Here is a 24,912-nt window from a genome sequence, read left to right as displayed (position 1 = left end):
CATGAACATGCACGAATCGAAAGCAATCCCTCTGAACCCGATTCCTAAAGCCGAGTTTCGCAATCCATCGTTTCTGTTGCAGCACATACGCGACACCATGCGCTTCTACCATCCGGCGGCGCTTGATCCCTCCGGCGGCTTCTATCATTTCTTCAGAGATGACGGCAGCGTATACGACAGCGAAACCCGGCACCTGGTCAGCAGCACACGCTTCATCTTCAACTACGCCATGGCGTATCGCCAGTTCGGCGATGCTGCTTATCTGGATGGGTTGAAGCATGGACTAAGGTTCCTGCGTGAAGTGCACTGGGACCCGCTGCACCAAGGTTACGACTGGACCTTGTCGTGGCAAGACGGCCGCAAGCAGGTGCTGGATCCGACGCGTCACTGCTACGGCCTGGCGTTTGTCTTGCTGGCTTATGCCCATGCCATGATGGCGGGCATAAGCAGCGCCAAAGAAGATTTATATCAAACCTACGATTTGCTCGAACAGCATTTCTGGGAAGCGCACGCAGGTTTGTATGCCGATGAAGCCAGCGCCGATTGGCAGCTGCAAAGTTATCGCGGCCAAAACGCCAATATGCACATGACCGAAGCGCTGCTGGCAGCCTATGAAGCCAGCGGCGATTCGATGTTTCTGGATCGCGCCGAAATGGTGGCGCAGCATATCACCGTGCGCCAGGCGGCGCTGAGCAATAATCTGATCTGGGAACACTACCACCAGGACTGGTCGCCCGACTGGCACTACAACAAGGAAGACAGCAGCAATATTTTCCGGCCCTGGGGTTTCCAGCCCGGCCATCACACCGAGTGGGCCAAATTGCTGCTGATCCTGGAACGGCACCGGCCGCAAGACTGGATGCTGCCACGCGCCATCGAACTGTTCGACGCCGGGCTCGATGCAGCCTGGGATATCGAATGCGGCGGCATCTATTACGGCTTTGCGTCGGACGGCGTGATTTGCGACCAGGACAAATATTTCTGGGTGCAGGCCGAAAGTTTTGCCGCCGCCGCCCTGCTCGCCAAACGCACCGGCAAAGAACGCTTCTGGGATTGGTACGAACACATCTGGCAGTACAGCTGGCAACACTTCGTCGATCATCAATACGGTGCCTGGTACCGCATCCTGACGCGCGACAACCGCAAGTACGGCGATGAAAAAAGCCCCGCTGGAAAGACCGACTACCACACCATGGGCGCTTGTTATGAAGTGCTGAGCAATGCGCTCGGCCACGGCCTCAGGGATAACTAGAACTCCGCGTGCAGCCGCAGCGAAGCTACCGTCACCGGCCCGCGGTCGGCGTTATATGCAGGATTATAAAAATGCTGCAGATCGGCCGTTAATGCAACGCCTTTGGACACGCTGAAACTGTAATAGGCTTCCAGGATACGTTCCGGCCGGTAGTTCAACCGGCCGTCGCCGATAAACACGCCAAGACCGCCGGCCGCCAGATAGTCCTGATGCGCTTTGCTCAAGCCATTTTGTATCAGCGCCAAACCGAAGGTGTCGTTTTCACGATGCCAGCTGCTGCCCTTGAGCGCCATCCCCAGCGTCAAAGAACGCTCGATTTCGGAAAACGAATAGGTCTCCGTTTTACCGTCGTTGCGGCTGGCCTTGGCAAAGACGCCGAGGGTGTCGCTCAAGCTCTGCTCCAGGCTAATCCCGTACCCATACTTGACCTGGCCTTTGCGCACCAGGGCCACATCAGGCGTACCGCCGTTGGACGCTGCGTCAGTCAGTGCATCGGAAAAACTGCCCATGACTTCCTTGTTACGAAAAGCCAGCACCCGCACTTTCCCCGGCTGAGCGCCGATCATGTGATCATGCTCCAGCTCGATCTGGTCGCTGTGGTATTTGGTAAGTTGGGTATTCAGACGCTGGCCGTTGGATTCCAGCGGCACCATGAATCTGCCGCCGCGCAAGACCCAGTCGTCGTAGTAATATTCGGCCGCAGCACCCCAGGTATAGCCGCGCGTGTCGCCGGCATAATCAAAGGCGCCATAAGTCGACAAGGCCCAGTTCAGAAACTGAGTGCGGCCATCGTGGGCATACGCATTGTTGTCGAAGATGTCGATGATGCTGAGGTTGCCCACGGTGAGCACCAGGCGCCGCTTATCCACCATCCCGGCCAACTGGTTTGGGGCCGATTCCAGCGCCTGCTGGCCGCCGCCGAAACCCCAGGTTTGCCGCAAGAACAATCTGGCGCGATAAAAAGTGGGATTCGGGCTGCTGCCCTTTTGCTGTTCTGAATCCATCATCCCGCCCAAGCCGGTCAGGCCGGACATTGGCACGGCTTGCACCACTTCCGGATTGAAGTACAACTCGCCGCCGCGCCACGGCCGCAAGCCGAGAAACAGCGTGCCGGAAAAGGAATAACCCTTTTCGGCCCGCGTGTTCAAACTGTTTGTCCCCGAATAAGCCGCATCGAAAGAAGGTTTCTTTTGCCAGATGTAGGTGGCCTGCCCTTTGATACCCCAGTTCTCTTCCTCGATATCGTCGGCATGCGCGGCTAGCGGCAAAACGCTGGCCGCTGTCAGCACCAGCCCAAGCAGGAAGTGGCTGCCGGATTGCATGGTGAATTGATCGGCAAGTGTGGGCGCTGGTTGTTTGCGTGGCATGAATTTTCAACACAGGCGGAGCGCCGTGCAAGCAGGTTTTACGGAAAGCTACGATAGTACAACAACGCCACGCCCCAAAATGCAACTGTGGTTTAACGTGCGATCTTGCCCGCCTCAGCCCCAGCTTCAACCAGCGCCGCCATGGCCACGGACTCTTCGCTGGCCTGCGCGCGCAAACCCTCAATCACCGTTGCCTGGTTCTGCGCCGGCTGGTTCTGGCTGACCTTCCATTTGCCCGACAAACGGGTAATCACGATCTCGATGCCGACCAGAGCGCGACTCAGGCGCCAGGCAGGTGCGCATCCGGCGCATAACGCTCCATCAGCGCTTGCGGCCTGGACGGCGCCGCGAAGCCGAACTTGGCGTACAGGCCGTGGGCGGTGCTGGTCGCCAGCATGAAACGTCTTAATCCCTGCAGTCTCGGATGCGCCATGACGGCTGTCATGAGCTCGACGCTATAACCTTTGCCGCGATGTTCGGTAAGCACGAACACATCAACCAGATAGGCAAACGTCGAATAATCGGTGATAACGCGCGCATAAGCTACTTGTGCGGCACCGGCGAACAGGCCGAAATTCAGAGAGTGACGGATCGACTCTTCAACCGTCGCGAGAGGGATTCCACGCGCCCATGCCGATTCCTCAGACAGGAAGCGATGAATCAGGGGGATATCCAATTCAGCCGGTTCGGTGGTGATACGCAGTTTCTCCATCGGGATCTCTTTCTGGTCATTTACAGAACGATGCAAGCCAGTAAATTAGCATACTCCCGAATGAAAAACAGCGCCTTGCGGGCGCTGTGTCTCTGATCTTACTTTTCAAGCCTTACTGTTCAGACATTACTTTTCAGGCCTTACTTCCGAGGGCATTATTTTCGAGGGCTTGCCGGGCAACGTCTTGATCCAGCTCGCCCTCCCATTTCGCGATCACGGAGGTCGCGATGCCGTTACCGACCACGTTGGTGGCGGTACGTCCCATATCGAGGAACTGATCGATGCCGATGATCAGCAGAATGCCGGCTTCCGGCAAATGGAACATCGGTAGGATAGCGGCCACCACCACCAGCGAACCGCGCGGCACGCCAGCCATGCCTTTGCTGCTGATCATCAGCACCAGCAACATGGTAAGTTGCTGCGCAAACGACATTTCAATGTTGTAGGCCTGAGCCACGAACAAAGCGGCAAACGCCTGGTACATCATCGAGCCGTCGAGATTGAAGGAGTAACCGAGCGGCAGTACGAAGCCGGTGATCTTGTTGTTGACGCCGAATGCTTCCAGCTGCTCCATGGTTTTCGGATAGGCCGCTTCGCTGCTGGCGGTAGAAAACGCCAGCATGATTGGTTCTTTCAACAAACGCAACAAAGTGAAGATCGAACCGCGCAAGAAAATATAACCGATACCGATCAGCAGCGCCCACAAGGTGGCCAGCCCGGCATAGAAACCGCCCAGGAACTTGGCGTAAGTCGCCAGCACGCCGAAGCCCTGCACTGTGATGACCGCAGCGATTGCAGCAAAGACGCCAAGCGGAGCAAAGCGCATCACGTAATCGGTGACCTTCAGCATGACGTGCACCAGGCCGTCAATGGCGGTAGTTACTGCTTTTCCTGCCTCGCCTTTGACGGACGCCAGGCCAAAACCGAAAAACAGCGAGAACACCAGGATTTGCAGGATTTCGTTTTTCGCCATAGCGTCGACGAAACTGCTTGGGAACACGTGCGAGACAAAATCCTTCAGATTAAAACCGCTGGTATTGAGCTTGGTGTCGGCTCCCAGCGCCGGCAACGGCAGGTTGAGCGCATGGCCGACCTGGAGCACGTTGACGAACAACATGCCCAACGCCAAAGACAGCAAGGAAGCGATGACAAACCAGCCCAGGGCGCGGATGCCGATGCGGCCCACCGAGCTGCTGTCCTTCATGCCGGCAATGCCCGATACCAGCGTGCCGAACACCAAAGGCGCGATAATCATCTTGATCAGCCGCAAAAACACATCGGTAATGATGGAGAAGTAAGCGGCGATTTCCTTTGCTGCCGCTTCATTCGGCGCCAGATTGTGGCAGATATAGCCGACCACGATACCCAGAACCATGCCGACCATAATCCACGTCGTTGCCTTAATTTTTCTCATTTACGTCTCCTGCCGTTATACAAAAATACAAAAAATACAAAAACTAACGATCAAAAATATCCTAAGCAAGGGCGCCTTGCATCAGACGAATGAATTGTGCGGAAATAACAATGTTTTACGAGACAAAATAAGAAAGCCCTCATAGCTGAGGGCCTTATGAAACCTGATGCTGGCGGCAGGATTTGAACCTCTTGCTTGCCTGATTGCAAGTCCGCGCCAAAGCTCAAACAGGGCTGCATATTACCTTACATGACAGCCCCCAATCAATCTCTGATTTCCGAGCATTCCAAAAAAACCACTGTCACTTTTCACAGCTTGTAGCGCTTGCTTCGCGACCTATGCTGATCTGGTCCGGCGCTGCATTTTCCTGAGCGCCAGGATGCCAACCTAACAATAACCAATGAGGGATTATCATGACGTCACAACTGTCACCGATTCACTCCGAAAAAAACCTGACAATCGCTTCGGAAAGCCAGGTACAGGAAGCTCTGGCGCTGGTCGACTGGGAAAAATATGATGGCGAACGCATCACCGCCAGCACAGGAGGAGCGATATATCTGGTCATGAATGGCCTGCGCCACTTGATTCCCAATCCGACCACGTACAACAATCTATTCAGCACCTGGGGTGGCGTCGTCGTCAGCGACTATCTGGTCGACAGTATTCCTTCCGGCCCCCCACTGACTTCAGGCGCGGTACTGGCCAAAGGAAGTCCTAGCAATATCTATTTGGTGACCAACAATCAGAAGCTATGGATACCAAATCCGGCAACTTTCGAGAAATTTTCTTTCAGCAGCAATAAAGTTGTCACTGTTCCCGATGTCATCATCAATGCCGTGCAGGCCGGGCCGAACGTCGGCTAATCGCAGAGCAAGAGTGCATAGCGGCACACGGCGCTTGAGCGCTCCGTGTGCCGTAGTCATGCCAGGCTTGCAGTACCCGTCTCATCAAAGTACTGGTGATCCGCTTGCGTGGGCAACCGAGCCGTTGCTTTCAAGATACGGGCGGAGCAGTCGTGACAAGCTCCTGAGTCACGCAATTCAAGAAGCCAGCAAGGCAGCCCTGTCGTAATTTTTCGCATAGGCGTTTTCCACGCCTGGCAGGATCTCAACGATCGCGAAATAGCGGTCCCAAAACGGCGTTTCGCGCAAGTCTTCCACCAGCAACTCGTAGGCGTGATGGCTGTTCGCTTCCCACATCCACAGATCGGTCACGCGAGCCGAGTAGAACTCGATATCGTAGAAGCGCAGGCGGATGTGTTCGGCATGTTTCTTCAGAAGCGGTTCCAGATGCTCACGCAGCAGGCGAAACCGTTCGTCGATCGGGAAACCCAGCCATTCCGGCATCGTCTTCACCAGCATGAAAACTGTCAATTCCGGTTGGCTTGCAGTGGTAGTTATAGGGGTAGTTACAGAGTTAGTCATAGTGACAATTCCAGTAAGAGTGAGAGGTAGATTGCAGCGTTTCGCGAAACGAGCCCATAATACGAGCCATTGCTCACATTTAAAACTCGCTTTCCCTCCATGCCGAAACCCTCCGCCACGCAGCGCCTCAAACCCCGCAAATTACCGGTCCAGGCGCGCTCAGCGCAAACCGTTGAAGCCGTGCTCGAAGCAACGGCTCGCATTCTCGAAACGCAGGGGCTCGCCGCTTGCACCACCAACGCCGTCGCAGAACGCGCCGGCGTCAGCGTCGGCTCGCTGTATCAGTATTTTCCCAACCGCGACGCACTGACAGTAGCGTTGATCGAGCGCGAGACGGCGCAGTTGCTACTGGATATCGAGCGCGCCGCGCAAGGCCAAACCGCGCGCAGCCGCATTCAATACATGGTGCGGGCAGCGGTCGCGCATCAAATGCGGCGGCCGGTGCTGGCAAGGCTGATTGACTTCGAGGAAAGACGGTTGCCGCTAGGCGAGCGCAATCAACGCGTGGCCGATATCATCCATGCGCAACTGGCAGCCGCCTTGCAATTGCCCGACGCGCCACGGCTGGCCGACGTACCCCTGGTGGCTCACGATCTGCTGGCCATAGTTCACGGCATGGTCGATGCCGCCGGCGAGCGCGGCGAACTTGATGCGGTTGCGCTGGAACAACGCGTGATGCTGGCGGTGAACGGCTATCTGCAGGGCGCTGCCTCTACCTGAACCGGCAAACGCGTTTAATTTCAATTTTGGCACATCAAACTGCCACATTTCGCATTCTCCTCATGTATATTTCCACGGGGAAATTAAAATAATGCCTCATCAAGGAGATAGCGATGCAAAAACGCAGCCAACGCCATATGTATGGCGTCATTTTTTGTCTGACAGCACTTGGGTTTAGCACAAGTGCATTGGCCGAACTGCCCCCCATCAAGATCGGCGTCATCGGCCCCATCACCGGGCCATCGGAAGACATGGGGTTAAGCATGATCGGTGGCGCCAGGGTATTCCTGGCTGACATCAACCAGGTCGGCGGCGTCTTGGGCCGACGCATCGAACTGGTCGAGCGCGACGATCACGCCAAGCCGGACATCGGCGCCGCCATGGCCAAGGAAATGATTGAAAAAGAAAAAGTGGTCGCCGTGGTCGGTTTCGGCAATACCGGCGTCGCCCTGCCTGCCGCGAAAATTTTCCAGGAAGCCAAGATCCCGCTGATCGTGACCGGCGCCACCGGCGCTACCATCACCAAATCATTCATGCCGCCGGCCTATCCGGTGAGTTATGTATTCCGTACTTCCGCCAGCGACGCCTTGCAACCGATCGTGATTCTCAATGATGTGATCGACCGCCGCAAAATCGACAAGATCGCGCTGCTCCATGACGACAGCCCCTACGGCCAGTTCGGCAAACAAAGCATGCTGGCGGAACTGGAGCGGCGCAAGATCAAACCGGTGCTGGTGGAAAGTTTCAAGGTCGGCGATCAAGACATGACGACGCAACTGCAGCACGCAAAAGACAACGGCGCCCAGGCCATCGTGATGTACTGCCTCGCTCCCGAGGGCGCGATGGTGGTGAGGAGCTCGGAAAAACTGAAAATGCGGTTGCCGATAGTCGGGCCGTGGGGCATGTCGCAACAGACCTTCATCGACAAGGCCGGCCAAGGCGCTGAAGGCGTGCGCAGCTCTGTGACGTTCATCGAAAACGAATTGAGTTCAGTCAGCAACCAGTTCTCGCTGACCTATCGCAATGTGAACAAGACCAACCACATTCCCTCCGCCGTGGCTGCCGCCCAAACCTACGACGCGCTGCGTTTGATTACGCTGGCAATATTCCAGGCTAACTCGGCGGATGGCGTCAAGATCAAGGATGCGCTGGAGAATTTGCAAGTACACACGACGTCGACTGTCGTCTCGCGTTACTTCAAACCCTTCTCGCCAACCGACCATGAAGCGATTGCCCTGAACATGATCGTGATGGGTGAAATCCGCAACGGCAAGGTGGCTTACGCCTACCGGGAAGATGCAAGCAGCGGATCGATTGCGCGGACCAAGAAGAGTCCATGAGAGAGGTTGTCAGCGCGGGATAGTTAGCGCTATCAGCCCAACATCAGCCCAAACTTGGAATTGCAGAGAAAAAGAAAAGGCCCATATTGCTATGGGCCTTTTCTTATCAGCAGGCGCAGGTTAAAAGAACGCCGATCAGGATTGATAAAGATCAGCTGAAATTACAGCTTCCCGGTTTGCTTGTCGATGATGCTCAGGAGTTCCGCCACGGCTTGCTTGCACGCAGCCGCATCAGGTTTGGCTGCACGCAATGCCGCCAAGGCGCGGTCGATCGCCTTATCGACAACATGCCAGTCCGCCGCCGAGCGCGGTTTCAAACCGGCCTCGGCTTCATCCCAACTGGTTTCGAGATCCTTGATCCGGGTTTTTGCAGCGCCCAAATCACCCTTCTCGACCAAGGCAGCAGTGTCTTGAGCAATCCGCCGGAACGCCGCCAGGTCTCCCAGTTTAGAAGCCGGGGCTGTGGTTGCGGCTGCGGCAGACGAGATCAAGGAACCCGACGGCGTGAATTGCGCGGCCCCCAAAATCGCTACTGCCATCAGAGCGGCGAAGATTGAAGCTGATTTCAGTTTGTACATTTTCTTACCTTTAAGAGAAGAATCAATTTGATTTGACGGGATTGCGCTTGCAGAAAATCAGGAAGCAGGACGGCTCTTGCCTAAGCTCAAAACGAGCACAAAGATAGTGATGACGGTCAGGAACACGATGCTGGTATTTACTGTCCCCCAACCGACCCCGCCGTACTCAGGCGACTGCGACAGCAAGTCGCCAAGCGAGGCGCCCAATGGCCGGGTCAGAATGTAAGCCAGCCAGAAAGTCAGCACAGAACTGGCGCCCAGGCGATTAGCCACGGCGATGCATGCAATCAGCGCCCCAAAAATGATGACGCCAAACCTGAAGCCAAGACCGAGCGCTTCAGTTGCGAGATCGCCTGCCGCGGTGCCTAAAGCGAAAGTCAACAGTATCGCGCCCCAATAGTAAAGTTCACGACGCCGGGTAACGATGGTCTGGATTGAGAGGGTATGTTCTTGCCGGTACCAAAGCGCAAACAACGCAGCCAGCAGCACGCTGAATACGGCTGTGCTGATATACAGACTGACACCCAGGCCGTCGGTCAGGGCGTCGGTTATCTGGGTGCCGACCACGCTCAGCAAGACCACTGTCAGCCAGTAAACCCAAGGCACATACTGCTTCAGGCGGAATTGCAACAGCAGTGCCAACGCCAGAAGAGTCGCGGTAATGCCACCGGTAACGGCAGTGCCAAGTCCGGCATGCACCGCAAGGTAATCGGCGCCGGTCTCGCCGACGGTGGTCGACAAGATCTTGATCACCCAGAAAGCGAGGACAACCTGCGGGACTTTGTTGCGCATGTAGGCAGCGCTTTCAGCGCCAGGTTGGCCCGGCCCGCCGCGTGCGGAGTGTTCGATAGTAGCGTTAAGTGCTTGCATGTGTGAGCCTTTGGTTTATCGCATTGACACGATCTATTGTGATAGCTCAGTCTTAGCGCTCACTTAGTATTCGCCGGCAATTTTCATTGCGCCCGGCAGAGCTTGTCCAACCATTTTTCCTATATATGCAAGACTGCGCGCGGCCGCGAAAATATCAGGCGATACTTAGCCGATACTTAGCTGACGCTTAGCATTTAAACCTGTTGTCGCACAACATCAAGCTGATCGGCAGTGTAATTATGCAGTAACAAAACAAGCGGATATTGCCCTCTTTTGCGACGAGGCTGCAACGGCAGCATCGTCATTTTTTATTAATTGAGGGATCGACAATGCTGCGTAAATCACAGGCGCGACAGGCATGCCTGCTGCTGGGAGTCTCCACAAGTTTCGTTGTGCAAGTTGCCATTGCAGCCAGTTCTGGCGGCTTGCAAGGACATGTGCAATCAGAACAAGATCATCGGCCGTTGGCGAATGCGCGGGTTGAGATTCGCGAGACGGGTGCAAGCACTTCCACTGCCAGCGACGGCGGATTTGCATTCAAGGACTTGCCACCAGGCGATTACACATTAGCAATCACGGTCGGCAAGCAGGCCGCTGTAGAACAAGCCGTTCACGTCGACGACGCCGCGGTGACAACGCGTGACATTACGCTGGCTAGCAGCACTGCCTCGCTCGCTTCCGTGACTGTCAATTCACGCCGCAATGACATCGCGCGCGCCAAACAGGAAGTGGCGCCGAACATGATCAACGTCATGACCGCAGAAGAAATTCGCAAGCTGCCGGATGTCAACGCCGGCGAAGCGGTGCGCCGCGTTCCCGGCGTCTCGCTGGAAAGCGATACCGGCGAGGGCCGCTTCGTGAATATCCGCGGACTGGACGCAGACCTCACCGGGACGACTTTCGGCGGCGTGCGTTTACCGCCGACCAATACCGCAAGTCCGTTCGGCGGCGGCCGCGCAGTTGCGTTCGATTCCATTCCTGCCGGGATTATCGGCTCCATTCTGGTGACCAAGACCAACAAGCCAGAACAGGATGCGGAAGCCCTGGGCGGCACCGTAGAAATTACGCCGAAGTCGGTTCCGCTTTCAGGCAAACCTTTTATCGAAGCAAAACTTGGTAGCGGTATCGAGCCGTTGCGCAACACCGGCATCAAGGAGCTTGGGCTGACTTTCGGCGGCCGCTTTGGCGGCTCTGACAATGTCCCCAAGGATGGCCAGCCAGTGGCCTATTCGGACCATCCATTCAGTTTCATCGGCACTCTGTCGTATTACGAAGACCGGCGCGGCGTCGACGATCTGGAAGCCTCTTATGTCGACGGCCAGCCGGTTGTTCCGGATAAGGCTTTCGCCTCTTTAGAACAACGTTATTACAACTATCATCGCAAGCGTCACGGCTACGGCGGCGAACTGGCGTATGAGCCGGACGCTGCAAACAAATGGTATGTCCGCTATTACGATGCCGGCTATACGGAAACAGTCAGCCGCAATCGCCTGCTGCTTAATTTCCCTGGCAATCCGACCGTCAATGCGGATGGCAGCTTTACCGAACAAGGGGTCAGCTTCGACAAGACCTTGCGCGACGAAAAAGAAACCATCGACACCAAGGTATTCACGATCGGCGGTAAAAACGATCTGGGCGGCATGAAGATTGATTACTGGCTGGCGCATACCGTTGGCTCCTACGATAAGCCATACGATTACAACTCGGATTTTTCCAATCCCGGTCCGTCAACCGTCAATTACAACAACACCGCCAGTCCGAATTACCCGACTTATAACATCGTCAGCGGCGGCAGCCCGCTAGACACTTCGGCCTATACGCTGACCGGCTTTAACAACGGTACCCAGCAGAACACCACACGCGAGTGGTCGACTGCGGCCAATGTCACGATTCCGACGCATTTCACTGCCGCAGAAAATGAAGAAATAAAGTTTGGCGCCGGTGCTCGCCTGCGCAAGAACACACAGACTATCGGCGCCTTTACCTACTCTGCGGTGCCGGCCATTCCGCTGTCGCAGGCAGCAGGCGGATCGAGTGTCACCTATTACAACGACCACTATCAAAATGGTCCGCAAATCAATCAGGATCTGATCAGGAGCGCTTATCAAAGCGGCGTCGGCTTTGTGCAAAACACGCTGGCCGATGCGGCAACTGCAGCCCGCGGCGCCGCTGACAACAAGGAAAACGTCTACGCCTTGTACGGCCAATATCAATTCGGCTTCGGCAAGCTCGGCATTCTGACCGGCTTACGCGCAGAACTTACCCGCGCCACCTTCAGAGGCAATGCGGTTTCAACTCAAACAGACAGTTCAGGCAATACGACCTATCCAGTCCAGCCGGTTTCGGCAAACAGCAATTATTCGAATTTCTTCCCGTCGTTGCAGATGCGCTATGAGTTCGCGCCGTCGCTGGTTGGCCGCGCGATCTACTCCAGCACCATTGCCCGCCCTGGCTTTAACCAGACCAGCGCAGCGATCAATATCAATCCGGGTGGAGATTTTGTATCGCAGGGGAATCCGGGCTTGAAACCGACCACGGCGGACAATATCGATCTGTCGATCGAGCATTACCTGTCGCAAGGCGGGGTCGCATCGTTTGGCGTGTTCAACAAATCCCTCTCCAACTACGTGGTGAGCAAGGTCAGCACGCAAACCTTTCCTAACGATGGCTTGTTTGCAGGATTTACCGGCCCAGCCAAGGTTTTCACCTATGACAATATCTCGTCGGCCCGGGTCTACGGCACTGAACTCAACTACGAACAACGGTTCCACGGGCTGCTCGGATTGTTGAGCGGCCTCGGCACTTCGTTTAACTGGACCTGGGTGCATTCCCGGCTCGAAATTCGTCCCGGCGAATTCCAGTCCTTGCCTTCGACCTCGAAGAACACAGCCAACGCCACCCTGTTCTACGAGCGCAATGGCCTCGACATGCGACTGGCTGCATACTACGTCGGCAGAAACCTGTTTGGGGTAGGAAGTTCTGCCGCCACCGATATCTATTCGGAACCACGCTTCTCCATGGACTTCGGCGCGAGTTACGCAATCAGGCAAAATTACTCGATTTATCTGAACGTGAAAAACCTGACCAACACCGCCTTGAAATTCACGGAAGGAACCGAAAACCGTCCGATTCAGCGCGAAACGTATGGCAAGACAATTCAAGTCGGCGTCACCGCCAGCTACTAACCTTTATCGAATCCAACTATTAAGAGCACATGAAAAATTTTAACTTCAGCAAATCGACGATGATTAGGCTTGGCGCCCTGGCCTTACTGCAAGCCGCCCTGGTTTCATCGGCGCAAGCAGCAGCACCGGCATCAGCACCAGCAACGACGCCGGACAACTACGAAATAGTGTCGCGCTTTCCGGTAGCCGGAAACGAAGGCTGGGATTTCCTCGCAATCGATGGCAAACGCAATCATCTCTTCGTCAGCCGCTCCGATCACGTCCAGGTGATCGATACCAAGTCTGAAAAGTTGGTAGCCAACATCTCCGGTACTGCCGGTGTGCATGGCGTCGCCATCGCCCAGGATCTCAATCTCGGTTTTACCAGCAATGGCAAATCGGACACGGTAACGGTATTTGACCTCGATAGCCTGCAAACCTTAGACACCATCAAAGCCACCGGCGCAGCGCCCGACGTGATCTTCTACTACGCTCCGTTGAAACGGGTCTACAGCTTCAACGGCCGCGGCGGCAACATCACAGTGATCGACGCTGTGAGCCGCAAGGTGATCGACACCATAGCAGTTGCCGGACGCCCCGAATTCGCCGTCAGCGACAGCCAGGGACATATCTTTTTCAACGTCGAAGACAAGGGAGAAATTGCGGTCATCGATGCGCAATCCTCCAAAATAGTCAAACGCTGGGCGCTTGCTCCGTGCGAAGAGCCAAGCGGCCTGGCGATCGACGACAAGCAGCACCGCTTATTTTCAGTGTGTAGCAACAAGAAAATGATGGTGGTCGATTCCCTCTCCGGAAAAATCGTCAGCACGGTGGAAATCGGCGAAAGCCCGGATGCGGTTGCTTTTGATCCCGAATTGGGGCTGGTATTGGTTTCCAATGGCAGCGGCACATTGACCGTCGTGCATCAAGACACAGCGGATCAGTACACGGTAAAGGCAAACCTCCCTACGCAAAAGGGAGCGAAGACGCTGGCGTTTAATCCGGAAAACCATCTGGTCTATCTGGTGAGCGCCAAATTCGGCAAGCCGGCAGAACCAAGCAAAGAAGTCCCGCATCCGCGCGCGCCGGTGCTGCCGGATAGCGTCAACGTGCTGGTAGTTGCACCTAAAAAAGCGACACCGTGATTGCCGAACAATCCTTTAGCTTCACGCTGTCTGATTAGAGACTGCCCCTGCTGAATTTCGCCGTCAGGAAGGCTGCAATGCGTTCCTGGGTAGCTTCGAGGTAGGGGATGTTGTGATGGTCGGAGCCAGAGATGGTTTCATCCTGCGGCGGGTTCGTCAATTTGGCCACCAGCAGATTGGTGTGCGAAGCCGGCACCACATCGTCAGATGCGGCACGGATGATAAACGTCGGCGCAGACAACAAAGGCGCATGCTTGATTGAATCGAAGCGATGCTTGAGAACGAAAGCTGGTATGGACGGGAAGCGGCGCTTGGCTAGGGCCAGCAGCGAGTCATAGGGCGTAATCAGCACCACCGCTGCGACTGGCCGGCTGACCGCTATCTGTACCGCCACGCCCGAGCCAAGGCTGCGCCCGACCACGGCGATTTGTCCAGCCATGATATGGCGATGCTCGGCAAACCAGTCGAACAGCATGTGAGCATCTTCCATCATTTTCAGCTCGCCCGGAATGCCCTCCGAATCGCCGTAGCCGCGGTAGTTAATGGCAAGCACAGTCATATTCGGAAACATGCGCCACGCATCGCGCGCCACCCAAGAGACTTCCTCCGAGCGGCCGCCGAAATACACTACGCCAGGATGAGGACCGGGCACGCGCGGCGTCAACAACCATCCCGAGAGGCGAGTGCCATCAAGGCTGCGCAACACGATAAGACGGGATCTGTGGCCAACGCTGTGGGGATGTTCGACTTCCTTGTTTCGAACCGGCTTGAAAATCAGTTTGCGCTGGCTAACCGCGACTGCGGTGGTAAAAATCAGCCACCCGAGGGCGATGATGCCGCCCATACCAGTCATTTTCTTGTACTTGATGCTGTTCATATGCCAATGCGGCTGCGCGGGGCGCTACCCTATGCTGCGCACATCCCCCTCTGTGCATATTGTAATCCTTGAATTTGTTGTCGTCTCTGTAATTTTATTATCGCTGACCCCGTTATTTCCAAACAGAAAACCCCGGCAGCTTGCGCTTACCGGGGTTCTGCTGAGACGTCCCTTTTTGGAGTCTCTAAGACTAAGCTTCTATTGAGGCTTGATTCTTGTAATTTCGCTGACGTGGGCTTTGCCAGACAGCGGCTTGAAAATAGAAACCAGAGCCGGGTAAGGAGAAACCACCGGATGGGCAACTTGAGCGGTGCACAAGAAACAATAATTCGTGCCTGCCACAACTTGCGTTGCAAAAGCCGATGGCGTGTAAGTCACGCCAATAATTTCCGCCGTCGCTTCTTTGAATACTGCCCTCGCAGCACTGGTTATTTCATAGTCAAACTGAGTCCAACCACCAGCCAGTTCTGTCGTCATAATATTCCCCTTGCGATGACCGCATAGTCGGATACCCGTAGCTGTCGCGGCCTTCCAGTTACAGGCTACAAAAATGCCAACACTTGCCGAAGAGAAACCAATGCTAGTCGCATGCGCAAGGAAAACATACTGGTAAAAGTGTCAGGTGGGTGCTTATCAATTCGACCAGCGGATAAGCGGTGCAATGCCGAGGTTCTATGGCTACGAAGGTCATCTGCTTGATGTTGCTTTGATAAATCACCTATGGCAGCATGCATCAACTCACTCCCCCGAAATTACCAAAGGAAAATAAAAATGGCGATGGGCCAATCGAAAAGATTGTCGTTCCAAAGGGTTGGCATTTCTCTTTTTCTCTTCATCTCGGCTACCGCCGGCGCGCAAAATAATACGCTGCCCATCCCACCTTCCGGAGTTATCGGTTTCGATCAGGCGATGCTTTCGCCTGACTATTGGATTGCGCGGGCTGCCACGCCGAACAAAGTCTTGATGTCACCGCGGCAGATCGATGCACTGAATGCAAAAACACTCGCAACGGACCCAGCGCCGCATGATCTCAGCAAGCTGGGATCCAGCTTATCCCGGGAGCAAATACTGTCCTGGCTGAACCAGGCTTCAGCGCTACCGAGCAAGCCACTGGTAGACGCATCGGGTAATGCGATCCCCAAAGCAACGATCGATGCAATCGAAGCCAACCTCAGTATCGATCGGATCGCGGCGAGCACCCCGATCCGTTACGGACTAAGCGTAAGACGCGCTCAGCTGCGCCTCTTTCCGACGCCCCTCAAAGCTTTCCCGTCCAAGGATCTTCTGGATTTCGAAAGCTTCCAGGGAGGCACGCTTTTCCCAGGTAATCCCGTCGTAATTGCGCATACGAGCGTCGACAACCAGTGGTTTCTGGTCTTCAGTGAGCAAGGCCCTGCCTGGGTGGCACGCGCAGACATTGCCGAGGGCACGGCCGAACAGGTGATTTCTTATGCAGATAAGCAACCATTTCGCATAGTGACCGGGGATAAGGTGCACACGGTATTTACGCCAGAGGCTCCCGAGGTATCCGAACTGCAGCTGGATATGGGTACGCGCATCCCGCTCGCCCAGCTCCCCGCCGGCGAAGCGGTGAATGGCCAAGGGCCTTACGTGTCCTGGACCATCGATCTGCCAGTACGCCGCGACGATGGATCGCTAGGCTTCAAACCCGCACTGCTGCAAAAAATCAAAGACACCTCCCCCACCTATCTCCCGCTCACCCGGGCCAACATTATTCGCCAGGCGTTCAAGTTCCTCGGCGAGCGATATGGCTGGGGACACCTCTACAACGCACGCGATTGCAGCGGATTTACCAGCGACGTATATCGCAGCATGGGAATTTTCCTGCCGCCGGATTCTGCCGCCCAAGGCCGCAGCCCGGCATTACGGCAGCGCGTTTTCTCGGCTTCAGATTCTCACCAAGAGCGCGTCAAGGCAGTATCAGATGCTCAGACAGGCGACCTGATCGTGGTGCCGGGACATGTGCTGATGATTTTGGGGAAAGTCAATGGTGAACCCTACGTAATACAAGATGTGCCGTTTGCCGTTTTTCGTGATGCGACAGGAAAAATTCGCATGACAAAAGTGAATCAAGTCTCGGTCACGCCGTTGCTGCCACTGCTTGCAGATGAACAGCACTTGTACGTTGATGCAATGACGAGCTTGGTGCATGTCACTGCGCGATAAAGCGGGACTAAACGCCGCGGCAAAATGCCGAACGTCCGCTTGGGGAAGTGGATTCAACCGGTAGATGCAACAGATTGATGAAATCGTTCAGCAAGCACAAGCTCCTCCAAAAATCAGGTTCTGCGGAAAAAAGAAAAAGGCCCACATTGTTGTGAGCCTTTTAGATTACTGGCGCCAGCTACTGCATCACATATGCGGCTTACGCTCCCCGCAGCTCACCTGCATGTCGTTGAAGACATCAATGTAGCTCTCAGCCCGTTCCGACAGAACGCCTGCCGCAGCCATCGCCATACGTGTCAGGCATTCTGTATCGGACACATTTAGCATAGGCGGAGATTCTTCGTCGCCATGCTCGCGCGCCAGATGGCTGGCGTGGATCAGCGACAAACAGGTTTTAATACCTTGGCTCAGATCGAGAGTAAGCGCCATGAATTGCGCGGATGTATCCATGCGCAGTTCTTCGGCTAGCCAGGAGAATGGTTGATGGTCTGCTTTTACCGGGGTGCGCGGGAATTCGATAGATGTGTAAGTCATTACGATCTCCATACATGCGGTTAAGTCGCTTTCCGCTGCAAAACGGGAGGGCGACATGTGGCAAGGTTTGCAGACCGGTGCATATAGGAAAACCGGCAGCCCGAAGGCTCCCTACCACTGCCGCCCGTGGAGAACGTAGTAGTACGCACGAAAAAAGACCGCGTGGCGCGGTCTGTGCGCTATATGCAAATACAGGCTGCAAAACCTGATCCCTGTTTTTTGCAGGGACGAACAAACTATAGACGTTCTTTGATATCGTGGCAATAAGTGGCTGCCGTATACCGACTTGGTGTTTCTAGCGCCGTGCCAAAAAATATTCGACTCCGACCCCGTGAATCCCAAAGCAAGTAATGCGTTGGTTTCAGCAGCTTTCGACCAGTAGCGATATACCGCAATTCCCGATTCATGCCACACTGCTTGAGGTTCACGTTGCATTCAGTGTCACACGGCTTTCTCCGTGCGGAGAATCACCGTGCACCGTGGACTTGTGCAAGACAGTGAATAGATTAACTAGGAGAGATACCATGATATTTCGTCCTGTCGTCGCGATCGCAGCACTGTCGCTGATACTGATCGGAGCAACGAGTTCCAACTCTCGAGCTGCAGAAGTAGTCGTCTTGAGTACGGTAGCGGCAAAGTCCGTGTTGGAGGAGATTGCTCCCGCGTTTGAACGCGACTCCAATCACAAGCTTGTTTTGCGATTCGCAACAGCTGCGGAACTCAAGGCCGAAATCGAAAAAGGTGCACCCTGTGACGTCGCGCTGCTGACGGTTGCCGCTGTCGACGACCTAATCAAACAGGGCCGTTTCACACAGATCAGCAAAATCAACGTGGCCAAGTCAGGTGTCGGCATCGCAGTAAAAAGAGGAGCCGCCGCACCATCCATCACGACTGGCGAGGAACTAAAGCAAGCACTGTTATCTGCGAAGTCGATTGTGTATTCGGCACAAGGCGCAACAGCGCCAATTATGAAGCGAATATTTGAGCGGTTTGGAATCACTGAAGTGATGAGCGCGAAGACAATCGTAGTTACTGCGATAACTGCCCCTGAGGCCGTGGCATCAGGTCAGGCCGAAATGGGCTTTACGCAGATTAGCGAGATTCTGGATACGCCGAGCACAAGGCTGGTCGGCCCGCTTCCCCCGGAAGTTCAAGTCTATTCGTCATTTGCTGCCGCCATAGCAACTGAAGCGAAAGCCCCTGGAGCAGCTCAGGCGTTCATTGACCTGCTGGTTACGGCTGCGACGAAGGCAGTTTTGAAGGCAAGAGGTTTGGAGCCAAACTAAATCGGCTATTCGCATCCGCTTATCGATCACAATACGCGTGAAGTCGGGACTACTACATTTTAGATATTGGTGCTGGCTGCAGGACTTGAACCCGCCCCCCTGATTACAAGTCCACACCAAATGCCATGCAAATCAATAAGTTAACGTGATTTTCGCTCCGCAATCGATCAAAAACGAAGAGCCTTCGAATATGAAAAAATTTCTATTTGTGGTTTTGTTCACGGCTGTGTCAGCGGCCAGCGCTTCGGCCAGCTACGTCCCGCCGGCTGGCGAGGTGCTGACCGAACTCTCCCGCCGCAGTAATTTGCCCGAAGCCGACCTGCAGCAGAGCCTTGCCAATTGCGACGCCAATCAGATAAACACCAATCTGTGCGCCTATCGCGACCAAGTGGCCGCCGATTTGACACTTAAACATGCGATCGCCGCCAAGCAGGCGCAGCGTGCGGATGCCTTCAACGAAAAGATTGCCAAGTGGGAGAAGAAGCGCGACGCAGCATGTGCTAAATCTGCTGCGCGCGAGTTCGGTGAAGGGTCAATGAGGCCGACAGCGCAGGCGATGTGCGTGGCCGCAGAGACAAAGAAAATGATTCGATGGGTAGAAGGCCAAAAATAGGCGGCGCTGATGCTCTGAATTCACAAAAGAAAAGCCGCGCAAGCGGTTTTTTTTATATCCAGAATCGAAAGCAAATCAGTCCGAAAGCAAACGCGACCTTACAAATGCTTAACGGCGAATTGCGGAACCACATTTACTCAAAGAGCCCCGCCAAAAATTGGCTGCCTCATGGTCCGACTTGTCGATCACGGCAATTTCCAGCGCCTGTAATTTTCAACAGCCGGTTGAAGATCGATTGTCAACTGACACTTATTGCAGCTATTCACGATATGCCAACCCGCGTAATTTTAGTTGCGCACGGGAAACTAATTTATCGCTGGCATCTGATTTTTGATAAAAGCGATAAAACGAAATGACTGCACGAAACCGGGCATTCATTGAGGCAACGCTGCGCCCACCTGGTTGCCAGGCGTCACACGCCGTCGTTCATCCAGCGTCGAGCTTGTAGCACGAATTTATGCCCTTTAAAGCAGCGCGCATTGAGTTTTTCTGTTCGCTGATTTGTTCAATAAGTCAGACGGCTTGATCTTGGTCGCCTGGCGTTTGTGTTATGTCCGCCGATTGTGCGTGACACGCAATATGGCATTTCTCCGCATCGTCAGGAGGTTCGACGTTGCGTGAAATTGCGACTTCCTTTGAGAGCCTTACATTTCAGAGGAATGCATCCACTGAGCAGATCCAGTCGACCACCGTCGACGGGATCACTTTATCCCTTAAAAACCGGAGTAAAGTAATGACATTCAGATCCAACTTTAAAATGCTGGCGCTCGCGGGCTTGACGCTTGCTGCTTTCGCCACAACCGCACAAGCGGAGACTTGGGCGCCAACCGCGACCAAGGCAACCGCTGTTGCGAGCACGGCGCGAACCGCCGTGACGCATATCTCGGCAATGCAGGCCGGCGCTCTGACTCACGTGGTCGTGGCGCTGAAACTGCGCAACAAGCCTGAACTGGACCAGTTCACGGCTAATCTCATGTCAGGGCATTCAAACAGGACGCTGTCCAGCGCCGACTTCATGCGCTTGTATGCCCCTACCAAAGAACAGGTGCAAGCTGTCGTCGCCCATCTGACTAAAAACGGTTTTACCAACATTACCGTTTCTGCTAACAACTTGCTGGTCAGCGCCAACGGCTCTGCTGGCTCGGTAAAATCCGCATTCAATACCGAACTGCACACCTATAGCGTGAATGGCCGCAATGCCTACGCCAACATCAGCGACGCCGCTGTTCCGCAGTCGTTGGGTGGTATTGTGCTGGCGGTGCACGGTCTGCAGACGGTACATCTGCATCACACCACGTTAAAGAAATTGGAAGCGAAACCAAATGCCGTGACGCTCGGGGTGAGCGGCCACAATCCTACCGATTTCCCGGTAATCTACAACGCCAGCAGCCTGCCTAGCGCGACCAACGCCACCATCGGCATCATCACCCAGGGCGACGTGACGCAAACCATTGCGGATTTGAATACCTTCACATCCAATGCCGGTTATCCGCAGACTAATGTCTCCACCGTCGTGGTCGGCAGCCCCAGCACCGATACTGCCGGTCTCGGTGAATGGAACATGGACACGCAAAGTTCACTGGCTGCAGCGGGCGGGACCATCAAGCAGATGATCCTGTACGTAGCGAACACCTTGAGCGATGCTGACCTGACCTCCACCTACAACCAGGCGGTGACGGACAACCAGGCGAAGTCGATCAACGTCTCGCTGGGCGAATGCGAAAACGATGCCCAAGCGTCCGGTATCATGGCCAGCAATGACCAAATTTTCCAGACTGCGGTCGCACAGGGGCAGATGTTCTCGGTGTCGTCAGGTGACTCCGGCGCCTACGAGTGCAACACCAGTTCGACTGCCCAAAGTTTTCCGGCAGTCTCGCCGTACGTGATGGCTTTGGGCGGTACTCTGGTCAGCACCGGTGCGAACAATGCCTGGTCCTCGGAATCCGTGTGGGCCTGTACCGATTGGCAGAGCTGCCAGCAAAGCGCAAGCGGCGGCGCCGGCGGTGGTCCTAGCCTGACTGAGGCAGCACCTAGCTGGCAAATCAATGCCGGCGTTCTCGGCTCATCGACAAAACGCGGCGTCCCGGATATCTCCCTGGATGCCGATCCATCCAGCGGCGCAATGGTCCTGATCAATGGCGCCGCTCAGCAGATTGGCGGAACCAGCCTGGCGGCGCCATTGTTCACTGGCTTCTGGGCTCGTGTCCAATCGCAAAACAACAACAGCCTGGCTTTCCCGGCAGCTGCAATCTACCAAAAGGCAGCGGCCAATCCGACCATGTTCCACGACATCACCTCGGGTAGCCAAGGCTATAGCGCCAAGGCTGGATGGGATTATGCCAGCGGCTACGGCAGTCTGGATGTTGCAAAATTTGCGGCAGTCATCGGTTCGGTCACACCGCCTCCACCGCCACCAGGCAATGTGCTGAAAAGCGGTGTTCCGGTAACCGGTCTGGCGCTTCCTGCGGGTTCCAGCAAGCTCTACACCATCGTCGTTCCTGCCGGCCGCAGCAGCCTCAGCTTCAAGACTTCCGGCGGCAGCGGCGACTGCGATATCTACGTGAGCTTCGGTTCGGCTCCGACCACAAGTTCGTATCAGTATATTTCCGACGGTTGGACGACTTCCGAGAACATCACAATCAGCAATCCGAAAGCAGGGACTTATTATTTGCTGCTCAATTCGTATGCCACATTTAGCGGCGTAACACTGGTAGCGAATGATTGAGCCGGGTGCTTCTGCCTAGTTGAGACGTAAATAAGACGCAAATAAGACGTAAAGATTGAACGGCTGTGAAATTCAGCCGGGACGAGGAAACGGCAGCGCCGTTTCCTCTGTCAGAAGATAGTGTTCTGTCCCCTATTATCTCGTCCTGCCCGACATCCATCTCGCCGTTGTCATTTCCCACCCATTCTTAGTCATCACCGTAGCGAACGGTAGCTAAAGACGTGGCGCTTACGATTTTATTTGTGCCGCTACGGCACAAGTGTTGTTCTAATTTTCAGGATTGTTTTGATTGTCGGAATAAATAATAATTCTAAGCGGCAATATCAGCAAAACACCGCTTCGATTCGATGACTTCAAAAATAGAAGACGATCACCATGAAATCTGAAAATATCGCGCGTCTCCTGCGCGCCGCTGGTAAACGCATTTGAATTTTGTGAGCCTCACCATGCGGGGCAGCTTGCAGCGCAAAAACTTTCCGTGGCTGTGGCTCGAAATTTCAAATTCATCTTTCTTGAACACTTAATGTCAGATTATAAAACTGGATCAAACGTCGAATCTTTACGAAGCGAAGCCGCTCCCAGACTATCCGCTCCAGATCTGCTGGAGATATTGCATGCGCCAAACTGGGAAAGGCTGCGTGAACATATGCAGCGCGTTCTGATGAAACTCGGGATTTGTGATTTTTGTTTGAAGATGGACATCTTCTGCGCCAACGGCAAGCCGTTGATGCAGAAGTTCAGCAGCTTGCCAAATTCCTGGCTGCAGCTGTTCAATAATCCTCCGCCTGGAAAAACAGATCCGATCCAGCAGCATCTATCACGATCCAGCCTCCCCTTAACCTGGCAGGTTGAGCAATTGTGCATTCTAGACGGCGGACAAATCTACCCGCTGTTGAAATCGATGGGTATCACACATGGGATGAGTCTGGCCACGCATAGAAAAAATGCGGTGAGCCGCCTCGACTTTTACTACAATGCCGCAAAACCGATGGCGCTGGACATTAACACTCAAGCCACTGCGCTGCTACTCGGCCTCCATCTGCAGGAGGCCGCTGAACTACTGTGGTGCAAGACCATCCCCAATCAGCCGCCTCTGCTATCGCTACGCGAACTTGAATGCCTGCGCTGGAGTGCAGAGGGCAAAACCAGCTTCGAAATCGGACTGATCTTGGGGATTTCGCAACGCACCGTATATTTCCATTTGAGAAATGTCGTGATGAAACTTGGCGTCTACAGCACCCGCCATGCCATCAGCAAAGCAATCATGATGGAAATCATCAAACCAGCGCACTAAGCTCTCGGTTTTTCCTGTGTAACTGAACCGAACCCTTGCGACTGGAGAATTGCGGAGCAAAAGAAAAAGGCCCTCATTTCTGAGGGCCTTTTAAATTCTGGTGCTGGCTGCAGGACTTGAACCCGCCACCCCCTGATTACAAGTCAGGTGCTCTACCAGATGAGCTAAGCCAGCTAAACTGCGAAGTCCGCAATTATACCTATTTAATTCGAGTTAGGGTAGGTCTTCCACCTTTTTTTGGTGGTTCCGGATCTTTTTCTGGATCCGTACCTGACGAACTCTGTTTTGCATCCGATGACGGCGATGGCACCGAGGTCAGAATCGGCGTTACCGCTGCGGGTGATTCAGTGTTGAGCTCTTGCTCGGCGGCGGCTTCGGTATCCGATTCTGCGGCCGGAGCCGTTGCTTCGAACGCCATGCCTTGGCCGTTTTCCCGTGCATAGATCGCAATCACGTTATCCACCGGCACCGAAATGTCGCGCGATACGCCGCCGAAACGGGCGCTGAAATTGACAAACTGGTTGTCCATTTTCAAACCGCTGGTGGCTTCGAAACTGATGTTCAATACAATCTCGCCATTCTTGACGAACTGCATCGGCACCCGTGTTTGCGCATCTACCCTGGCCGCCAGATACGGGGTGTAGCCATTGTCGGTGCACCATTCATAAATAGCGCGCAACAAATACGGTTTGGTAGAGGTTTCTGACATTGGAAAAACGCTATCACTACAAAATTTAGGCAAGGGCTGGCGCGTATCGCCGGAGCGATACACACCAGTAATCTACACGATCTTAACGACGCATGACTTTTTCGGACGGCGTCAGCGCTTCGATGTAGGCTGGGCGCGAGAAAATGCGCTCAGCATACTTCATCAGCGGCGCAGCCGTCTTCGACAGTTCGATGCCGTAGTGATCCAGACGCCACAGCAACGGCGCGATGGCGACATCCAGCATCGAGAACTCGTCGCCCAGCATGTATTTGTTCTTGAGGAACAAAGGCGCCAGCGTGGTCAGACGGTCGCGGATTTCCGAGCGTGCCTTTTCGTGGCTCTTTTCTGCTGCTTTGGCTTTCTCGTTTTCCAGCGTGTGCACGTGGATGAACAATTCTTTCTCAAAGTTGAACAGCATCAGCCGCGCACGGGCGCGCATCAGCGGATCGGCCGGCATCAGCTGCGGATGCGGGAAACGTTCGTCGATGTATTCGTTGATGATATTGGACTCGTACAGAATCAGATCGCGCTCGACCAGGATCGGCACTTGACCATATGGATTCATGGTCGAGATGTCTTCCGGCTTGTTGAACAAGTCGACATCGCGAATTTCAAAGTCCATGCCTTTCTCGAACAGAACGAGACGGCAGCGTTGTGAAAATGGGCAGGTTGTACCCGAATAGAGAACCATCATTTTTATA

At 54.7% G+C, this 24,912-nt stretch carries 23 protein-coding genes and 1 tRNA gene; 11 read left to right on the top strand and 13 right to left on the bottom strand.

Going from position 1 to position 24,912, the window contains the following annotated elements:
* Position 1 precedes the first annotated feature (1 nt).
* Entirely contained in the window at positions 2 to 1,252 is a 1,251-nt protein-coding gene (locus VNZ60_RS01475; protein ID WP_325656467.1) for an AGE family epimerase/isomerase, read from the top strand.
* On the opposite strand, the gene VNZ60_RS01470 is transcribed toward VNZ60_RS01475, so the two are convergent.
* The 4 genes from VNZ60_RS01470 to VNZ60_RS01455 form a co-directional block, all read right to left on the bottom strand.
* A complete protein-coding gene (locus tag VNZ60_RS01470) occupies positions 1,249 to 2,619 on the bottom strand; it encodes a carbohydrate porin (RefSeq protein ID WP_325656465.1) in 1,371 nt (456 codons plus the stop codon). The genes VNZ60_RS01475 and VNZ60_RS01470 overlap by 4 nt on opposite strands.
* A gap of 92 nt (positions 2,620 to 2,711) precedes the next feature.
* Positions 2,712 to 2,873 carry a hypothetical protein gene (locus VNZ60_RS01465; RefSeq protein ID WP_325656463.1) on the bottom strand — a complete coding sequence of 54 codons (162 nt, stop codon included), beginning with the start codon at positions 2,871 to 2,873 and terminating at the stop codon, positions 2,712 to 2,714.
* A 26-nt stretch (positions 2,874 to 2,899) separates the two neighbouring features.
* Positions 2,900 to 3,331: a GNAT family N-acetyltransferase gene (locus VNZ60_RS01460; protein WP_325656461.1), complete on the bottom strand. Its 432-nt coding sequence runs from the start codon at positions 3,329 to 3,331 to the stop codon at positions 2,900 to 2,902.
* Between the two features lie 133 nt (positions 3,332 to 3,464).
* Entirely contained in the window at positions 3,465 to 4,745 is a 1,281-nt protein-coding gene (locus VNZ60_RS01455) for a dicarboxylate/amino acid:cation symporter (protein WP_325656460.1), read from the bottom strand.
* A gap of 413 nt (positions 4,746 to 5,158) precedes the next feature.
* Here VNZ60_RS01455 and VNZ60_RS01450 point away from each other — a divergent pair, with 413 nt between their 5' ends.
* Positions 5,159 to 5,608 (top strand): hypothetical protein, encoded by a 450-nt coding sequence (locus VNZ60_RS01450; RefSeq protein ID WP_325656458.1) that lies wholly within the window; start codon positions 5,159 to 5,161, stop codon positions 5,606 to 5,608.
* 177 nt (positions 5,609 to 5,785) lie between these two features.
* Here the strand turns inward: VNZ60_RS01450 and VNZ60_RS01445 are convergent, their stop codons facing one another.
* Positions 5,786 to 6,169 (bottom strand): darcynin family protein, encoded by a 384-nt coding sequence (locus tag VNZ60_RS01445; RefSeq protein WP_325656456.1) that lies wholly within the window; start codon positions 6,167 to 6,169, stop codon positions 5,786 to 5,788.
* 99 nt (positions 6,170 to 6,268) lie between these two features.
* Between VNZ60_RS01445 and VNZ60_RS01440 the strand changes: the two genes are divergently transcribed.
* Positions 6,269 to 6,889 (top strand): TetR/AcrR family transcriptional regulator, encoded by a 621-nt coding sequence (locus tag VNZ60_RS01440; protein ID WP_325656454.1) that lies wholly within the window; start codon positions 6,269 to 6,271, stop codon positions 6,887 to 6,889.
* Positions 6,890 to 7,002: 113 nt separating this feature from the next.
* Positions 7,003 to 8,229: an ABC transporter substrate-binding protein gene (locus tag VNZ60_RS01435; protein WP_325656452.1), complete on the top strand. Its 1,227-nt coding sequence runs from the start codon at positions 7,003 to 7,005 to the stop codon at positions 8,227 to 8,229.
* 161 nt (positions 8,230 to 8,390) lie between these two features.
* On the opposite strand, the gene VNZ60_RS01430 is transcribed toward VNZ60_RS01435, so the two are convergent.
* Together VNZ60_RS01430 and VNZ60_RS01425 are read right to left on the bottom strand one after the other, a co-directional pair.
* Positions 8,391 to 8,807 (bottom strand): histidine kinase, encoded by a 417-nt coding sequence (locus tag VNZ60_RS01430; RefSeq protein ID WP_414648754.1) that lies wholly within the window; start codon positions 8,805 to 8,807, stop codon positions 8,391 to 8,393.
* A 57-nt stretch (positions 8,808 to 8,864) separates the two neighbouring features.
* A complete protein-coding gene (locus VNZ60_RS01425) occupies positions 8,865 to 9,599 on the bottom strand; it encodes a COG4705 family protein (RefSeq protein ID WP_325656500.1) in 735 nt (244 codons plus the stop codon).
* A 407-nt stretch (positions 9,600 to 10,006) separates the two neighbouring features.
* Between VNZ60_RS01425 and VNZ60_RS01420 the strand changes: the two genes are divergently transcribed.
* Entirely contained in the window at positions 10,007 to 12,862 is a 2,856-nt protein-coding gene (locus VNZ60_RS01420) for a TonB-dependent receptor (RefSeq protein WP_325656450.1), read from the top strand.
* Between the two features lie 29 nt (positions 12,863 to 12,891).
* Positions 12,892 to 13,986: a YncE family protein gene (locus tag VNZ60_RS01415; RefSeq protein ID WP_325656449.1), complete on the top strand. Its 1,095-nt coding sequence runs from the start codon at positions 12,892 to 12,894 to the stop codon at positions 13,984 to 13,986.
* 34 nt (positions 13,987 to 14,020) lie between these two features.
* On the opposite strand, the gene VNZ60_RS01410 is transcribed toward VNZ60_RS01415, so the two are convergent.
* Both VNZ60_RS01410 and VNZ60_RS01405 read right to left on the bottom strand, forming a co-directional pair.
* Entirely contained in the window at positions 14,021 to 14,863 is an 843-nt protein-coding gene (locus tag VNZ60_RS01410) for an alpha/beta hydrolase (protein ID WP_325656448.1), read from the bottom strand.
* Positions 14,864 to 15,061: 198 nt separating this feature from the next.
* A complete protein-coding gene (locus VNZ60_RS01405; protein WP_325656446.1) occupies positions 15,062 to 15,340 on the bottom strand; it encodes a hypothetical protein in 279 nt (92 codons plus the stop codon).
* Between the two features lie 294 nt (positions 15,341 to 15,634).
* Between VNZ60_RS01405 and VNZ60_RS01400 the strand changes: the two genes are divergently transcribed.
* The gene (locus VNZ60_RS01400) at positions 15,635 to 17,050 is read left to right on the top strand and encodes an SH3 domain-containing protein (protein WP_325656444.1); all 1,416 of its coding nucleotides are present in this window, start codon (positions 15,635 to 15,637) and stop codon (positions 17,048 to 17,050) included.
* Positions 17,051 to 17,236: 186 nt separating this feature from the next.
* Here the strand turns inward: VNZ60_RS01400 and VNZ60_RS01395 are convergent, their stop codons facing one another.
* On the bottom strand, positions 17,237 to 17,584 hold the full coding sequence (locus tag VNZ60_RS01395; RefSeq protein WP_325656441.1) for a hypothetical protein: 348 nt from the start codon (positions 17,582 to 17,584) through the stop codon (positions 17,237 to 17,239).
* A 524-nt stretch (positions 17,585 to 18,108) separates the two neighbouring features.
* Here VNZ60_RS01395 and VNZ60_RS01390 point away from each other — a divergent pair.
* From VNZ60_RS01390 to VNZ60_RS01375, 4 genes are all read left to right on the top strand, one after another.
* On the top strand, positions 18,109 to 18,870 hold the full coding sequence (locus tag VNZ60_RS01390; RefSeq protein WP_325656438.1) for a molybdate ABC transporter substrate-binding protein: 762 nt from the start codon (positions 18,109 to 18,111) through the stop codon (positions 18,868 to 18,870).
* 190 nt (positions 18,871 to 19,060) lie between these two features.
* Positions 19,061 to 19,483 (top strand): lysozyme inhibitor LprI family protein, encoded by a 423-nt coding sequence (locus tag VNZ60_RS01385; protein WP_325656436.1) that lies wholly within the window; start codon positions 19,061 to 19,063, stop codon positions 19,481 to 19,483.
* A 733-nt stretch (positions 19,484 to 20,216) separates the two neighbouring features.
* Positions 20,217 to 22,208, top strand: coding sequence for a protease pro-enzyme activation domain-containing protein (locus VNZ60_RS01380; RefSeq protein WP_325656434.1), 1,992 nt, complete (start codon positions 20,217 to 20,219; stop codon positions 22,206 to 22,208).
* Between the two features lie 523 nt (positions 22,209 to 22,731).
* Complete coding sequence (locus VNZ60_RS01375; protein ID WP_325656432.1) at positions 22,732 to 23,502, top strand: LuxR C-terminal-related transcriptional regulator; 771 nt, start codon at positions 22,732 to 22,734, stop codon at positions 23,500 to 23,502.
* Positions 23,503 to 23,600: 98 nt separating this feature from the next.
* On the opposite strand, the gene VNZ60_RS01370 is transcribed toward VNZ60_RS01375, so the two are convergent.
* From VNZ60_RS01370 to VNZ60_RS01360, 3 genes are all read right to left on the bottom strand, one after another.
* Positions 23,601 to 23,676: transfer RNA gene (locus tag VNZ60_RS01370), tRNA-Thr, on the bottom strand.
* A 25-nt stretch (positions 23,677 to 23,701) separates the two neighbouring features.
* A complete protein-coding gene (locus tag VNZ60_RS01365; RefSeq protein ID WP_325656431.1) occupies positions 23,702 to 24,211 on the bottom strand; it encodes a ClpXP protease specificity-enhancing factor in 510 nt (169 codons plus the stop codon).
* Between the two features lie 82 nt (positions 24,212 to 24,293).
* Complete coding sequence (locus VNZ60_RS01360) at positions 24,294 to 24,905, bottom strand: glutathione S-transferase N-terminal domain-containing protein (RefSeq protein WP_092355772.1); 612 nt, start codon at positions 24,903 to 24,905, stop codon at positions 24,294 to 24,296.
* Positions 24,906 to 24,912 lie beyond the last annotated feature (7 nt).

This window comes from Collimonas sp., assembly GCF_035566375.1.
GTDB lineage: Bacteria > Pseudomonadota > Gammaproteobacteria > Burkholderiales > Burkholderiaceae_D > Collimonas.
This window is presented reverse-complemented; position numbering and strand designations above follow the sequence as displayed.

Excerpts from the sequence above, each read along its gene's own strand:
- VNZ60_RS01475 (WP_325656467.1), top strand. The coding sequence starts at position 2 with ATGAACATGCACGAATCGAAAGCAATCCCTCTGAACCCGATTCCTAAA.
- VNZ60_RS01470 (WP_325656465.1), bottom strand. The coding sequence starts at position 2,619 with ATGCCACGCAAACAACCAGCGCCCACACTTGCCGATCAATTCACCATG.
- VNZ60_RS01460 (WP_325656461.1), bottom strand. The coding sequence starts at position 3,331 with ATGGAGAAACTGCGTATCACCACCGAACCGGCTGAATTGGATATCCCC.
- VNZ60_RS01455 (WP_325656460.1), bottom strand. The coding sequence starts at position 4,745 with ATGAGAAAAATTAAGGCAACGACGTGGATTATGGTCGGCATGGTTCTG.
- VNZ60_RS01450 (WP_325656458.1), top strand. The coding sequence starts at position 5,159 with ATGACGTCACAACTGTCACCGATTCACTCCGAAAAAAACCTGACAATC.
- VNZ60_RS01445 (WP_325656456.1), bottom strand. The coding sequence starts at position 6,169 with ATGACTAACTCTGTAACTACCCCTATAACTACCACTGCAAGCCAACCG.
- VNZ60_RS01440 (WP_325656454.1), top strand. The coding sequence starts at position 6,269 with ATGCCGAAACCCTCCGCCACGCAGCGCCTCAAACCCCGCAAATTACCG.
- VNZ60_RS01435 (WP_325656452.1), top strand. The coding sequence starts at position 7,003 with ATGCAAAAACGCAGCCAACGCCATATGTATGGCGTCATTTTTTGTCTG.
- VNZ60_RS01430 (WP_414648754.1), bottom strand. The coding sequence starts at position 8,807 with ATGTACAAACTGAAATCAGCTTCAATCTTCGCCGCTCTGATGGCAGTA.
- VNZ60_RS01425 (WP_325656500.1), bottom strand. The coding sequence starts at position 9,599 with ATGCGCAACAAAGTCCCGCAGGTTGTCCTCGCTTTCTGGGTGATCAAG.
- VNZ60_RS01420 (WP_325656450.1), top strand. The coding sequence starts at position 10,007 with ATGCTGCGTAAATCACAGGCGCGACAGGCATGCCTGCTGCTGGGAGTC.
- VNZ60_RS01415 (WP_325656449.1), top strand. The coding sequence starts at position 12,892 with ATGAAAAATTTTAACTTCAGCAAATCGACGATGATTAGGCTTGGCGCC.
- VNZ60_RS01410 (WP_325656448.1), bottom strand. The coding sequence starts at position 14,863 with ATGAACAGCATCAAGTACAAGAAAATGACTGGTATGGGCGGCATCATC.
- VNZ60_RS01405 (WP_325656446.1), bottom strand. The coding sequence starts at position 15,340 with ATGACGACAGAACTGGCTGGTGGTTGGACTCAGTTTGACTATGAAATA.
- VNZ60_RS01400 (WP_325656444.1), top strand. The coding sequence starts at position 15,635 with ATGGCGATGGGCCAATCGAAAAGATTGTCGTTCCAAAGGGTTGGCATT.
- VNZ60_RS01395 (WP_325656441.1), bottom strand. The coding sequence starts at position 17,584 with ATGACTTACACATCTATCGAATTCCCGCGCACCCCGGTAAAAGCAGAC.
- VNZ60_RS01390 (WP_325656438.1), top strand. The coding sequence starts at position 18,109 with ATGATATTTCGTCCTGTCGTCGCGATCGCAGCACTGTCGCTGATACTG.
- VNZ60_RS01385 (WP_325656436.1), top strand. The coding sequence starts at position 19,061 with ATGAAAAAATTTCTATTTGTGGTTTTGTTCACGGCTGTGTCAGCGGCC.
- VNZ60_RS01380 (WP_325656434.1), top strand. The coding sequence starts at position 20,217 with ATGACATTCAGATCCAACTTTAAAATGCTGGCGCTCGCGGGCTTGACG.
- VNZ60_RS01375 (WP_325656432.1), top strand. The coding sequence starts at position 22,732 with ATGTCAGATTATAAAACTGGATCAAACGTCGAATCTTTACGAAGCGAA.
- VNZ60_RS01365 (WP_325656431.1), bottom strand. The coding sequence starts at position 24,211 with ATGTCAGAAACCTCTACCAAACCGTATTTGTTGCGCGCTATTTATGAA.
- VNZ60_RS01360 (WP_092355772.1), bottom strand. The coding sequence starts at position 24,905 with ATGATGGTTCTCTATTCGGGTACAACCTGCCCATTTTCACAACGCTGC.